The sequence below is a fragment of the Halomonas nitroreducens genome (genome assembly GCF_003966155.1).
Taxonomy (GTDB): Bacteria; Pseudomonadota; Gammaproteobacteria; order Pseudomonadales; family Halomonadaceae; genus Halomonas; species Halomonas nitroreducens.
Genome location: NZ_RXNS01000023.1, coordinates 1 through 13537, shown reverse-complemented (window position 1 = coordinate 13537; position 13537 = coordinate 1). Strand labels below are relative to the sequence as shown.

Genomic DNA, 13537 nt, shown 5'->3' with positions numbered 1-13537 from the left:
TCTAGAAGCGATCCACCCGAAACGGCCGCATATCGATCTCCGGTGTCTCGCCGTCCATCATCTGCGCCAGCAGCCGGCCGGTGGCCGGCCCGAGCGTGAAGCCCTGATGGCCGTGACCCAAGGCACACCACAGGCCCTGCTGCCCTTCCACCGGGCCGATGACCGGCTTCATGTCCGGCGTGCAGGGCCTGGCCCCTTTCCAGGGCGCCGGGTCGAGGCGCTCCCCCAGGGGATAGAGCTGCCGCGCCTTCTCCTCCGCTGCGGCCAGCTGGCGATGATGGGCAGGTGCCTCCAGCCGCTCCAGCTCGGCGCCCGTGGTCAGGCGGATGCCAGCCCGCATCGGCGCCAGCAGATAGCCCACTTCGGCATCCATGACCCAGTGCTTGAGGCGTGCCTGGCCGACGCTGCCGTAATGCATGTGATAGCCGCGCTTGACGAACAGCGGCACCAGAGTTCCCAGCTTGGCCAGCCATTGCCGTGACCAGGGCCCCATGGCCATCACCACGTCGCTGGCCAGGAGGCTTTCTCCGCCGGCGCTCACCCGCCAGCCGGCCGGGTCCCGGCTCAGCTCGCTGACCTCCGCCTCGAGCACCCGTCCGCCTTCGGCTTCGAAGGCTCGCGCATAGGCCTGGACCAGGCCGCCCGGATCGGCGACGGTCCAGGGGTCGAGCCAGTGGACGGCCCCGGCCAGCCCCTCCGCCAGGCTCGGTTCCATGTCGGCAAGGTCCGCGCTATCCAGCGCCCGGTGGCGAACCCCGAAGCGAGCCTCGTTTGCGCGGGCCTCCTCCAGGCGCGCCTCGAGGGCCGCCCGAGTCCGGAAGACCTCCAGCCAGCCCTCCCGGCGCACCAGGGCGTCGGCGCCGGCGGCCTCGATCATGGACGCATGGGCATCCAGCGAGAGGGCGATCAGCGAGGCGTACTCCGGCACGATGTCCCGGTAGCGGCGCGGGGAGGAGTTCCGCCAGTACTGCAGCAGGGGGATGGCGGCACGCAGCATGCCACCGGGGCGGTAGCGAATATCGACCTGCCGGTTGGGCAGCACCCGCAACAGGGTGGCGAGATCCCGGGGGAAGGGATAGGGCTGGACCGCCTCGCGCTGGATGATCCCGGCGTTGCCGAAGGAAGTCTCGGACCCAGGCGGGCGCCGATCCACCAGCGTCACCCGATGCCCCCGCCGGGCCAGGTACCAGGCCACCGACACCCCTACGATGCCGGCTCCCAGAACGATGATCTCGCGCGCCATCTCGCACCTCCCTTGCCGTGAACGATGAGCGGGCCCGCCCCGGCGGACCCGCCCTCGATCATACCAGTCATCGCTGTAGCTAGCGCAGCGTGTCCCGAGCTCAGCCCGGCGACGCCCCCTCCTCCGCCAGCTTGGCGCGAATGAAGTCGCCATGACTGACATGCAGCAACTCGGCGAGACGGCGGATGCGGTGCTCCTCCAGCGGGTCCTTGTGGCCATCGACCAGGGCCAGGGACCACATCAGGCGGACCAGCTCAAAGCGTTCGTTGTAGTCGCAGTGTTCCCGGACGCTGCTCACGAAACGGTGATGGTCCACTGCGGTGTCGACCTCCTCCCGAGCCTGCGCGAGCAGGGCATCCAGGGCCGATAGGTCGAGGACAAAGCGCTGGCCGAGCACCTCCCTCAGGCGGGCCAGCTCACGATCGTCCAGGTGGTAGTCGGCCCGCGCCACCTCGCAGAGCAGCACCGCGGTGGCCAGCGCCAGGGTGGGCTCACCCTTTTCAGGCGGCTCGCCAACCGCCATCATGTCCTGGAAAAGACGTTGCAGAGATTCGATCATGGTGAGCTCCGAGCATGCCTGATATCGCGCCATTCATCGCCCTCGGCGCGGGCCTCGCCGCCGTGATCGCCGGCCACGGCGCCTGGCGGCGACAGGGCGTCAATCGCTGGCCGATGGCAGAAGCCCGGGTGACACGCTGCGAGGTGGAGGGCGTCCACGGCCACGCCCACCGCCGGGAGGGTGACGACCAGCCGCGTCGCTTCCTGGCGCGGGTGCAGTTTACCTTCAAGGCCGAGGGACGCATCTACTGCTCGGACAATGGCCGCTTCGGCGGCGTTCCCTCCTTCACCACCCGCCAGGCTGCCGACGCCCACGCCGGTCGCACGCCCCCCGGCACCCGCATGACTATCCGCTATGCCCCGGGAAACCCGGAAACCACCCTGCTGGGCGAGCCGCGCCTGCCGACCGGTCGACTTGGCCTGGCCCTGTTCCTGACGGTCATGAGCGGACTGGCACTGTGGCTCTCGCTTCCATGAAGCGGGACGCCTCGTGAGCCGCGCCTACCGGTCGCCGATCGGACACTGGCTCGGCAGGCGCCAGCCGGCCCTCGGCACGCAACGCGTCAGCCACGGGTGGCGAGGTGCATGCGCTCGAACCAGGGGCGCGGCAACAACAGGGAGATGGCTTGATACAGCTGAGCCGCCCTCATCGCTCCCAGCCTCAGCGACGCCAGGTCCCGCGCGACAGGCAGTTGCTGACACTTCTTCTTCACGGCCCAGGCAAGGATCTTGCGATTGGTCGCCGCCCGCAGATAGTAACGCTCGCAGCGCGACAAGCCGGCCTCACACGCCTCACGCACCTCAACGCTCGGGTGTTGTGTGCTCGGCAGCGCTTCCCTCTTCACCGGGGCCTCATGTTCCATCAGCCAAAGACTGGTGACGGTATTGTCATAGTGGATCGCGTCCAGCCCACAAAGCGCTCTCAGGATGAAGGTGACATCACTGTCACGCCCGTGGTGGTCGGCAGGAAAACCACCCAGCGCCTGGTAGCGTTCGCGCCGGATACAGGTGCCGTTCATGTGAATGAAGTCACAACGGGCATAAGCCGCCAACGCCTGTCGACGTGTCATCACCCCCTTGGCAATCCCCTTGCCGACGGAAGACCGATAGTGGGTACCCATCCATTGATAGCCATTGACGAATAGCTGGATGCCTGGATGCTGGGCAATGGCATCGGCGAAGCGTGACAGGTGATCGAAGAGCAGAAGATCATCGGGGTCGAAGAAGACCAGCCATCGCCCCGAAGCGAATCGGGCGCCATGGTTGCAGGCGGCATAACCACCGGCGCCCGGCACATCACGATGCAGCAGGCAGAGCCGCCCCAGGGCTTCTTCATGCGCCAGCAGCTCGAGCGAACCATCCGTCGAGCCATCATTGACGACGATAAGCTCGAAGTCCCGGCATGTCTGGCCATAAATGCAGGCCAGTGACTTCGACAAGGTCCTTGCCTTGTTATAGACCGGCATCACCACGGAGAACTGTGGCATCGGTGACGTTTCCCTTGCTGGCATGGAGAAACGGCCAGTCGCCATCACCGGGAAGCGATCGACCCTGCACGATCGCTCACCTGGCAACGCACGACGGCACCCCCTTCCCCTGCGCAGAACCGCTTCCCGCCTGACGGACACCCATCATGACATCAGGCGGAACGGTTCACCCGCGAGCGTCGACTCGGCATGCCCCCACTACCTCATGCTAGCCGCCTCGCGTCTTGTTATTGGAGCCTCCCAACAGGCGTCTCAGGAGCGCTCTAAGCCCGAGCCACCCCGCCAGGCGGGCTAGTATCTGTCGCAGTGACGCCGAAGCGACCAGGATCAGATCGATGCACCGTCCAAGCCACAGGTACCAGCTTCTGCCGTCTTCGAGCGCTGCCATCATGGCCAGGTCATTGCGGTCCTGCAGGTTCCGGCTATGGCGCTTCAGGCGCTGAAGCTGCTCAAAAGCCATGACCTTGAAACCATCGACCTCGAAGTGGTTGCGGGTATCTGTGATCAGCTTGTCCTTGTCGACCCCGCAGCTTGCCACCTTCTCTTCCATCGCCATGAAGGGCATCACCGGGTGGGACACCTTGTCCAGCGACAGGTAACCAATCACCCTGACCCGGCGTATCCCGTAGAGCTCCAGCACCAGACAGGCGTCAAATAGCACACGAGCCGCCTCGAGCTCCTGGCAGCAAAGAAAGTCCTGCAACTGAGCCGTTCGCTTGGGCCATAATCGCCGATAGCGACGATGCCGCGCATGAACCAGATAGTGCACGCCATTGGGGTTGAGCAACAAGGCGGACATCGCCTTGACGTCCGGCAGATGCGTCAGCAACAACCAGCCGTCATCGCCGAAGCGCGGAGGCAGGGGCATGCCCTCGGCCAGGGCGAGGCACTTGACGCTGAGAATAAAGCCCTGCTCTGCTTCAACCGGCCAGGTAGGAGGAACCGGGGCCAGCTGCAGGACGAGGTATTTCCAGGCTCGTGAAGGCAGGCTGACCTCCTGCGACTGTAAAACGACTCCCGGTGGCGGTGGCGCTTCCCCCCACTCCCAGAGCAGCGGCTGCAGTGCGAGGATCGTGTTGCCATCGAGCTGCCCTGCGCCCGGGTCATTGGCCTCCTGCTCCCCCACGCTGGCCTTGTTCATCGCACTGGCCTCGAGCGGCCTCGGTCCGGCTTGCCATTAGACCGGCGAGTGGTCAGGCAAGACGCTCCCAGCGAAGGCGGCCGTCGCGGCGCCGGATGCCACCATGGACGCAAATCATTGGACATGGCCTCTTTCCGGCGGGGAATGACGCCGCGTCCTCCCCTGTGATCACCACGCTGAATGTCCATGGCCGCCTCCATGTCCTCAAGCCGAGCCGGAGGATCTGAATCGCTCTTGCAAAAGCGACGCAGCGGATGACTCCGAGGCCTCCTGCATCGCCGGTTCGTGCGGCGCAGAGGCGTGCTTCGCCTCCCATACCAGATCCACCATTGCTCCCTCGGGCGAATAGCCGAGAGGCGCCTTTACGAGCAATTCCTGGATCCTGCCATGCCGTGAGGCGCTCATGGCCTCATGCAAATCGCTTAAATAGGCATCCAGCTCGGCCCAGGGCCAGGAAAGCTCCTTGGAGGTCCTGATCCTGGGATGACGCGTTTTCTGGATCTCGCCACTGATCAGAAGCTCCTCATACAGCTTTTCTCCCGGCCTCAATCCGGTGAAGTGAATCTCGATGTCTCCATCGGGGTGGTCGGCGTCCTTCACCTCGAGCCCGGAGAGTCGCACCATGTTGGCGGCAAGGTCGGCGATGCGCACCGGTTCCCCCATATCCAGGACGAACACCTGCCCGTCGGTCCCCATGGCGCCAGCCTGAATGACCAGTTGGGCCGCCTCGGGAATGGTCATGAAATATCGTGTGATCTCAGGATGAGTCACCTCGACTGGACCACCCCGTTCGATCTGGGCGCGAAACAAGGGGACAACCGAGCCACTGGAGCCAAGCACGTTGCCGAATCGCACCATGCAGAAGCGTGTCTTGTCCTGCCCGAGCTCACGGCCGGCGAACGCCTGACAGATCAATTCCGTCAAGCGTTTGGTTGCACCCATGACGTTGGTGGGGCGTACCGCCTTGTCGGTGGAAACCATGACAAAGGTCTCCACCCTCGATTCCAACGCCGCCGATGCCAAGGCGAAGGTGCCGAACACATTGTTGCGCAAGCCTTCCACCAGGTTGCACTCGACGAGCGGCACATGCTTGTAGGCAGCGGCATGGTAGAGGGTCTGCACGCCGAAGCTCGACAGGATCTCGCGCATCCGCTCTTGCTGCTGGATCGAGGCCAACAGTCCGCGCAGGCGGATGTGCCGGCCGTGCCGGCGCATCCACAGCTGCAGTTCCTGCTCGATGGCGTAGAGGGCATGTTCCGCATTATCCACCAGCACGAGCACGCGGGGTTCCTGCGCCAGGATCTGGCGACACAGCTCGGCCCCTATCGAGCCACCCGCTCCGGTCACCATCACCACCTTGTGCGCAATGTTGGCGCTCATCAGCTCGGCAAAGGGAGGAACGGGTTCACGCCCGAGGAGGTCTTCGACCTGCACATCGCAGGTATCCGCAATGCGCGATCGCCCCGAGACCAGGTCTTCCGAGCCAGGAATCGTCTGGACCGGGATCGAGAGACTCGCCAGCTGCTCGAGGATCTCGCGGCGACGGCAACGCGGCGCGCTGGGAATCGCCAGCAGCACCAGCTCGATGCCCAGCCGCTCGACCCACTTCTCGAGATCACCCGGACGATAGACGGGCAACCCCTCCACCAGCGACCCCTGCAGGCCTCGCCAATCATCGACGAAGGCCCGCGGGCGATATCGACCACCATGGTGCAGGGAGCGCGCCAGCTCCCCCCCGGCGGCGCCCGCGCCATAGATAATGACAGGCTGACGTTGATGACGTCGGGTCAACTGATAGAGCTCGAGGAGCAGCAACCTGAGGCCCCCCACCGCCATGACCGACAGCATGGCGAAGACTGGCATCACCTGCCAGGCCAACGGCCAACCTATCAGCAGATTCATCAACAGCAGATTGGCAGACACCAGCGCCACCCCCAACAGCAACGAGGCCATGACTTTCAGGTTCATGAACCTCAGCACGACGCGGTAAAGCCCCAGGGTCCCGAAAATAATGGGGGTGGACAGCGCCACCCAACACAACACCAACCAGGTTTCGGCCTGCTGCAGGGGCGTCTCACGCCCTACCAGCAGCAAGGCCACGATGATGGCAAGCGCAATCAGCAGCATATCGCCCAGCCGGAGCAGGCCCCGCTTGTAGAAGCGTGGCATCTTCACCAGCCTATCTAGAGCCAGCATTAAGTATCTCCCGTATCACGACAAGGCCGATCTCGTGACTGGGGCCCTGTCCACCTGGAGCAGGTCTGGCGCCACGCTCACCGGGTGATGTTCCACCGGTGATAAGGAGCGACATGGTGCCATGCATTCAATCGCCATCCCGCGGGCTCTGGTGCCCACGGGATGGTCGATCTTCAGGGGCTATAGCTCTCCGATATCGTCAACCGAAGTCGCGACGTCCCCCGGCAAGGTGATTGAAGGCAACAGCAGAGAGATCACGTTGTTCCAGCGCGCTACCGGCGCCGAGGTTACATAGACGACATCCTGAGGCTGGAGTGGAAAGCGGGTTCCCAGCATCAGTCGGGTGGCATCACTGATATCGAGTTGATACACGGTGGCCAGGGTTTCACTCTCGGCGGGTTCACCACGCACGACGAAGATGCCGGACGGCTCGGCGAGCCGCTCGTTGACCCCTCCTGCACGCGCCAGGGCGTCGGTCAAAGTGATACGCTCGTTGCCCAAGGCAATGGCGCCGGGTCTCAGCACCTGCCCCAACACCACCACATTCTGGTTCTCGGAGGTCGGGATATGCAGGATGTCACCGTCCCTCAGCAACCGATTCTGCGTAAGGTCCCCTCCCCGCAACAGGTTGAACAGGGAGAGGCGTTCTTCACGGCCCTGGCGCGTGAGCAGCACATTGTGCCAATCGGCATTGGGCAGCGCGCCTCCCACCTCGCTGATGGCGTCCAGTATGGTCAAGGGCTCGATATCGATGGGGACCATTCCGGGAGCCTGCACCGCCCCGCTCACATAGACCTTCTGGGAGCGGAAAGCCGCGACGCCAACCTCAACCTGGGGGTCCGTGAGTACGCTGGACAGCCGGCTTGTCAGCAATCGGCGCACTTCTTCGAGGGTCTTGCCCGCCACCTGCAGTCGTCCCACATAGGGATAGAACATGGTGCCATCGGGCCGTACACGGTTGCCGGTATCTTCCGGGGTACGCTCGGCCCCCGCGGGTATGGTCAGCTCAGGGTGGTCGTAGACGATGATGCTGAGCACATCACCAGGGCCGATCCGATATTCATAGCCTTCCACCGCTGCACTCAAGTCAGGCGGCGTGGCTCTCGCCATCATGACCTGCTGCAGCTCATCGGACATCGACCTGACGAGTGATGGCGTTATCGGACGCACTACGACCCTCTCATCCAGGTCCTTGCCCGCCTCGTCGGGTTCGAGATGCCCCCCCGGCGCAATGGCGCAACCCGAAATCACCAGCATCGACAGGATAAGGGGAACCAGCGCCAGGAGCCCAAGTCGTGGATGAGACTGTCTTCTGCTTCTGCGAACTTCAGTGTGCGCCACCATATCCACGCGCCTCTGGTTGATTCCTGCACCGCTGCCGCAACGGAATGATGTGTCGTCAGGCAGCTACCCTGGCAAAGCCCGGTGGTACCGCCCCGCGCTCTCCGCGCCACGAAGGTACCTTCGGTCACAGAGCGTCACGGGACGGTTAACATCAGCTTACGAAGTTACAGTACGTTCACAGAAGGAATATGCTGAGTCGAGCGGGATGGGATAAACCCAACGACAGGCGCGCCAACAACACCTGACATCTCGTGGCGGTGACAGCAAACAAGGGATATCGGCTAATGACAGCGAGATCAGTCTGGCAAGCGCGAGGAGTAGGAAACCGGATAAGACTCAGCTTAGAGGAAGGGGGATACTCACGAATGAAGTCAGGCAGGAGACCTTTCTCCGCCGGGAAGAGGGGCACAGAGAGACAGAGTGACGCGGGGGCCGCGGCAGGCCCTGTCCAGCGCGGGGGACCTCCGGGAGCGCGGTGGGCACTCCCGGAGGTGCGACCTGACTCAGCGCAGCGAGTCGCCCCGCCCCACGGCGTAATACATCAGGCCGTGCGCCTTGACCGCCTCGGGCTCGAACAGGTTGCGGCCGTCGACGATCACCGGCATGGCCAGCTGGGCCTTCAGCCAGGCGAAGTCCACCGAGCGGAAGGCCTTCCACTCGGTGCAGATCACCAGGGCATCAGCGCCCTGCACTGCCTCGGCACGGTCCTCGACCAGCTCGAGCTCCTTGTGGTCGCCATACAGGCGCCGGCACTCGCCCATGGCCTCGGGGTCGTAGGCCTTCACCCGGGCCCCGGCGGCCCATAGCGCCTCCATCAGGGTGCGACTGGGCGCATCGCGCATGTCATCGGTATTGGGCTTGAAGGCCAGGCCCCAGAGGCCGATGGTGCGCCCCTCGAGATCGCCATCGAAGGCCCGCACCAGCTTGCTGAACAGCGTGCCCTTCTGGCGCTGGTTCACGGCTTCCACCGCCCCCAGCAGCTCGGCCTGGTAGCCCACGTCGCCGGCGGTGCGCGCCAGGGCCTGGACGTCCTTCGGAAAGCAGGAGCCCCCATAGCCGCAGCCGGGATAGATGAACTGGTAGCCGATGCGCGGGTCGGAGCCGATCCCCCGGCGCACCTGCTCGATATCGGCGCCCAGCCGCTCGGCCAGGTTGGCGATCTCGTTCATGAAGCTGATCTTGGTGGCCAGCATGGCGTTGGCGGCGTACTTGGTCAGCTCCGCCGCCCGCACGTCCATGAACATCAGCTTTTCCTGGAGGCGAATATAGGGCGCATAGCACTCGCGCATCAGCGCCTTCACGCGCTCCGAGTCGGTCCCCACGATGATCCGCGCGCCATGGGTGAAATCCTCGATGGCCGCGCCTTCCTTGAGGAACTCCGGGTTGGAGCACACCTCGAAGTCGAGGTTCTGGCCCCGCTCCGCCAGCACCCCGGTGATGGTCTCGCGGACCCGGTCGGCGGTACCCACCGGCACCGTCGACTTGTCGACCACCACCTTCTCGTCGGTCATGTGCCGGCCGATGGTCTCGGCCACCGCCAACACGTACTGCAGATCGGCACTGCCGTCCTCGTCCGGCGGCGTGCCGACGGCAATGAACTGCAGGGTCCCGAAAGCCACCGCGGTGGCCGGGTCGGTGGTGAAGCGCAGCCGTCCCTCGCCGACATTGGCCTTCACCATGTCCTCGAGGCCCGGCTCGTAGATAGGAATCTCACCGGCCTCGAGCCGGGCGATCTTCTCCGCATCCACGTCCATGCAGAGCACCTCATGCCCCACATCGGCCAGGCAGGTCCCGGTGACCAGTCCCACGTAGCCGGTGCCGAATATCGTGATCTTCATTGATGCTCCCTGTGAGGTTCGAGGTTCGAGGTTCGAGGTTCGAGGTTCGAGGTTCGAGGTTCGAGGTTCGAGAAATTATTGGCGCCCGCGAAAGTGTTTCATCAAGCCGTACAGCATGCGGGAAAGTTCGTGGGCTTCTTCCACCCACTGGCTCCCGGTGTGGCGCTCTATGTAACCGATCTGCATGCCGATGTAAATCTGGGTGCGCAGTTCACCACAAGAGCCCTTGGCATAGTTCAGAAAACGGATACGGTCCTTCTCGCCCACTCCTTCGTCCCCCTCGGCGATATTGCTGGCGATGGAAAGCGATGACCGAGTGATCTGATCCCTGAAGCCGAAGTCCCGGGACTCCCGGAAAGTCTGGTAGATGCACACGGACAAGCGCGCGGCGCGCTTCCACACCTCTAACTCCTCGAATCGCATGGCGCACTCCCTGGCCCTTCGCTCTTACAGCTTAGACCTCCTACTTCCCCACGCGTACCTCCACTCTCATACCTTGCCCCTCGCACCTCGTCCCTCGCCCCTCAGTCCCCGTAATACCCCCGATACCATTCCACGAAGCGCCGCACGCCCTCCTGCACGCCCACCTTGGGCCGGTAGCCGGTGGCCTCGAAGAGCGCCTCGGTATCCGCCCAGGTGCGCGGCACGTCGCCGGGCTGCATGGGCTGGAAGTCACAGACGGCTTCCCGCCCAGTGGCCTGCTCCACCGCCCGCACGAACTCCATCAGCGCCACCGGGCTGCCATGGCCAATGTTATAGAGCGCATAGGGCGCACGGCTGGTGTCGGGCTGGTCATCCACTGACGAGACGACCCGCCGCTCGGGTACCACATCCAGGATCCGCACGATGCCCTCGACGATATCGTCGATGTAGGTGAAATCCCTCGACATGTCGCCGTGGTTGAACACCTGGATCGGCTCGCCGGCCAAGATGGCCCGGGTGAACTTGAACATGGCCATGTCCGGGCGCCCCCAGGGCCCGTAGACCGTGAAGAAGCGCAGCCCAGTGGTCGGCAGCTCATAGAGGTGCGAGTAGGTGTGCGCCATCAGCTCGTTGGCCTTCTTGGTCGCCGCATAGAGACTGATGGGATGGTCGACGTGGTCCGAGGTGTCGAAGGGTACCTTGTCGTTGGCGCCATACACCGAGCTGGACGAGGCATAGACCAGGTGGCCCACCCGCCCATGGCGACAGCCCTCCAGCACGTTGAGGTGCCCGATCAGGTTGGCATCCGCATAGGCATGGGGATTCTCCAGCGAATAGCGCACCCCGGGCTGGGCCGCCAGATGGATCACCCGGTCGAAGCCCTCCTTGGCGAAGAGCTCGGCCACCGCGTCCCGGTCGGCCAGGTCGAGCCGGAGGAAGCGCACATCCTGGCATCCCGCCAGATCGTCCAGCCGGGCCTGCTTGAGAGATACATCGTAGTAGGCGTTGAGGTTATCGATGCCGACGATCTCGTGACCCTGTCCGGAAAGGCGCTTGGCAACGGCATGGCCAATGAACCCCGCCATTCCCGTGATCAGCAGTTTCATAGTGGTGATGTCTCCTGCAGTCCCCCGCCCGCCTGACAGCGGGCTCGTTGGGCGAATTGTAACGCAGCGAGACAGCCAGGCCGAGCCATACAACGCCAAGCCCCGAGAGCCGCACCGGCGGGGACATGATAGAATCGGCGCATTCAAATACTCCGGGAATTAACATCGCCCCATGCCCATGCCCTCTTCCGCCTCGACGCCCGACGTCTCCGCCCAGGCCGATGCCGCGCCCGCCAAGCGCTTCGCCTTCGTGATCGAGGATCTCTACGGCGGCGGCGCCCAGAAATCGCTGCTCTATACCGCCGACCAACTGCGTCAGCGCGGCCACGCGGTGAAGGTCTTCACCCTGCGTGAGCGGATCGAACATCGCTTGCCCGAGGGCCTGGACATCGAGAATCTCGGCGTGGTCACCTGGTTCACCAAGGCGACCAGCACGGTGTTGACCGAGAAGTGGCAGGCCTCGCGGATCGCCAAGGCCCTCGAGGCCTGGCGGCCGGATGTGGTGATCTCCTGCTCCTGCGACAAGATCACCCGCCACCTGGACCTGCCGAACCTCTATTTCTGGGTGAAATCGGACGTCTCGGCCAAATTCAATGACCCGAAGCAGCGTCGCCGGGCCTTCGACAAGGTGCGACACTTCTACCGTGGCCGCCAGGTCATCGCCGTCTCCCAGGGGGTGAAGGCCAACCTGGAACAGGTGGTGGGGCTCGAGGCCGAGCGCATCGTGCCCATCTACAACCCCTACGAGCGCGAGCCCTTCGTTGCCATGGCCGACGAGCCGGTGTCGCTGCCCGAGGGCGAGTACTTCCTCTGCGTGGCCGCCCTCGAGCCCCGCAAGCGCCACGACCGGCTGCTGCGGGCCTATGCCGAAAGCGGGATCGAAACGCCGCTTGCCATCATGGGCAAGGGCAAGCCGGAGCATGAGGCGGAGCTCGAGCGCCTGGTCGAGGAGCTTGGCTTGAGCGAGCGCGTCAAGCTGCTCGGCTACTACCATAACCCCTACCCCTTCATTCGCCATGCCAAGGCCATGGTGCTGACCTCGGATGCCGAGGGACTGCCGCGTGTGCTGATCGAGGCGCTGCTGCTGCACACCCCGGTAATCAGCGTGGACTGCCCCAGCGGGCCGAAGGAAATCCTGACCCAGGAGCTCGCGGACTTCCTGGTGGCCCCCGATAACGAAAAGGGCCTGGCCGATGCGATCGCACGCATGGACCAGGCCCCGGTGACCATCGAGCCGCGCCACTACCGGCAGTTCCTCAAGGAGACCGTGCTGCCGCAGTTCGAGGCGCTCTAGGACTCGCCATAACCATGAAGCTGCTGGACATCCCCTTCGACGATCGCCGTCGCCGCTATCTGGTGTTTCACCCGAGTGCTCTGCCGGGCGAGCTGCGCCTGGCCAGTACGAAGACCACCGCGGCCTTCGAGGCGGTGGCCAGCAGTCGCTTCTACCTGAGCGAGGACGGCCGCCTCCTCGCCAAGGTGGTGCCCGACAAGTTCCACAAGCGCCATCGCCCCCTGGGCTGGGTGTGGCGGGACTACCTCGAGAAGCGCTGCCTGCTGCAATCGGATGCCCGCAAGGAATACCTCAGCCTGCGCATCCTGCAAGACGCCGGCCTGGCCACGCCCCACTGCCATGGCTGGGGCGTCTCACTGAATCCCTGCAACCGCAATGCCTCGCTGCTGCTGCTCGAGCACGTGGCGGATGCCCGCATGGGTGGCGAGGTGTTCGATGCCCTCGGCGAGGCCGAGCGAGGCCGCTTCCTCGAGCGCCTTTGCAACGAGGTGGCCCTGCTGGCAAGGGCCGGCTACGCCCATCGCGACCTGCACTACAACAACCTGTTGGTGAAGGCCGATGGCCGGCTCGTATGGATCGACGCCCATGTGCGCCGCCTGCCAACGAAAAGAGCCGACCAATGGCCGGCTCTCGAACGGTCCTTGACCGTCAACAAGCTGCGGGGCGAGCGCTATCGCGCACAGGCAGCCTCGCGCCTGCAGGCGTTGTTGCATTAGCGGGCCAGAGGTGGGGTGAAGGGTAAGGGTCGAGGGGTGAGGGTCGAGGGTCGAGGGTCGAGGGTCGAGGGTCGGAGCCTGTCAACATAGTTGGCACATGAAATGACTTCGGCTCTTTAAAATCCTGATGCCTGTGACATCGGGACCCGCTCGGGATTCAGGTGCACGATTTCTGGCAAGCTGAGGTTTCG

Annotated in this window: 12 protein-coding genes; 3 read left to right on the top strand and 9 right to left on the bottom strand. The window is 64.4% G+C overall.

What is annotated here, in order from left to right; genetic code table 11:
* Position 1 precedes the first annotated feature (1 nt).
* Together EKG36_RS18635 and EKG36_RS18630 are read right to left on the bottom strand one after the other, a co-directional pair.
* Positions 2 to 1243, bottom strand: a complete 1242-nt coding sequence (locus EKG36_RS18635; protein ID WP_126486750.1) for an NAD(P)/FAD-dependent oxidoreductase — start codon at positions 1241 to 1243, stop codon at positions 2 to 4.
* A 100-nt stretch (positions 1244 to 1343) separates the two neighbouring features.
* A complete protein-coding gene (locus EKG36_RS18630; protein ID WP_126486748.1) occupies positions 1344 to 1802 on the bottom strand; it encodes a tellurite resistance TerB family protein in 459 nt (152 codons plus the stop codon).
* A 14-nt stretch (positions 1803 to 1816) separates the two neighbouring features.
* On the opposite strand from EKG36_RS18630, the gene EKG36_RS18625 reads away from it, so the two are divergent.
* Positions 1817 to 2278, top strand: coding sequence for a DUF3592 domain-containing protein (locus tag EKG36_RS18625; protein WP_126486746.1), 462 nt, complete (start codon positions 1817 to 1819; stop codon positions 2276 to 2278).
* 86 nt (positions 2279 to 2364) lie between these two features.
* Here the strand turns inward: EKG36_RS18625 and EKG36_RS18620 are convergent, their stop codons facing one another.
* The 7 genes from EKG36_RS18620 to EKG36_RS18590 all read right to left on the bottom strand — a co-directional run bounded on the left by EKG36_RS18620 (position 2365) and on the right by EKG36_RS18590 (position 11336).
* Positions 2365 to 3288, bottom strand: coding sequence for a glycosyltransferase family 2 protein (locus EKG36_RS18620; protein WP_185827615.1), 924 nt, complete (start codon positions 3286 to 3288; stop codon positions 2365 to 2367).
* Positions 3289 to 3496: 208 nt separating this feature from the next.
* The gene (locus EKG36_RS18615; protein ID WP_126486742.1) at positions 3497 to 4429 is read right to left on the bottom strand and encodes a hypothetical protein; all 933 of its coding nucleotides are present in this window, start codon (positions 4427 to 4429) and stop codon (positions 3497 to 3499) included.
* A 204-nt stretch (positions 4430 to 4633) separates the two neighbouring features.
* Complete coding sequence (locus tag EKG36_RS18610) at positions 4634 to 6625, bottom strand: polysaccharide biosynthesis protein (protein WP_126486740.1); 1992 nt, start codon at positions 6623 to 6625, stop codon at positions 4634 to 4636.
* Positions 6626 to 6805: 180 nt separating this feature from the next.
* Positions 6806 to 7969 (bottom strand): polysaccharide export protein, encoded by a 1164-nt coding sequence (locus EKG36_RS18605; protein ID WP_126486738.1) that lies wholly within the window; start codon positions 7967 to 7969, stop codon positions 6806 to 6808.
* Positions 7970 to 8472: 503 nt separating this feature from the next.
* On the bottom strand, positions 8473 to 9807 hold the full coding sequence (locus EKG36_RS18600; RefSeq protein WP_126486736.1) for a UDP-glucose dehydrogenase family protein: 1335 nt from the start codon (positions 9805 to 9807) through the stop codon (positions 8473 to 8475).
* Positions 9808 to 9882: 75 nt separating this feature from the next.
* Entirely contained in the window at positions 9883 to 10230 is a 348-nt protein-coding gene (locus EKG36_RS18595) for a four helix bundle protein (protein WP_126486734.1), read from the bottom strand.
* Between the two features lie 101 nt (positions 10231 to 10331).
* The gene (locus tag EKG36_RS18590; protein ID WP_126486732.1) at positions 10332 to 11336 is read right to left on the bottom strand and encodes an NAD-dependent epimerase; all 1005 of its coding nucleotides are present in this window, start codon (positions 11334 to 11336) and stop codon (positions 10332 to 10334) included.
* A gap of 172 nt (positions 11337 to 11508) precedes the next feature.
* On the opposite strand from EKG36_RS18590, the gene EKG36_RS18585 reads away from it, so the two are divergent.
* Both EKG36_RS18585 and EKG36_RS18580 read left to right on the top strand, forming a co-directional pair.
* On the top strand, positions 11509 to 12630 hold the full coding sequence (locus EKG36_RS18585; protein ID WP_246007567.1) for a glycosyltransferase: 1122 nt from the start codon (positions 11509 to 11511) through the stop codon (positions 12628 to 12630).
* Between the two features lie 14 nt (positions 12631 to 12644).
* Positions 12645 to 13346, top strand: a complete 702-nt coding sequence (locus EKG36_RS18580; protein WP_126486730.1) for a lipopolysaccharide kinase InaA family protein — start codon at positions 12645 to 12647, stop codon at positions 13344 to 13346.
* The last annotated feature ends 191 nt before the right edge of the window (positions 13347 to 13537 follow it).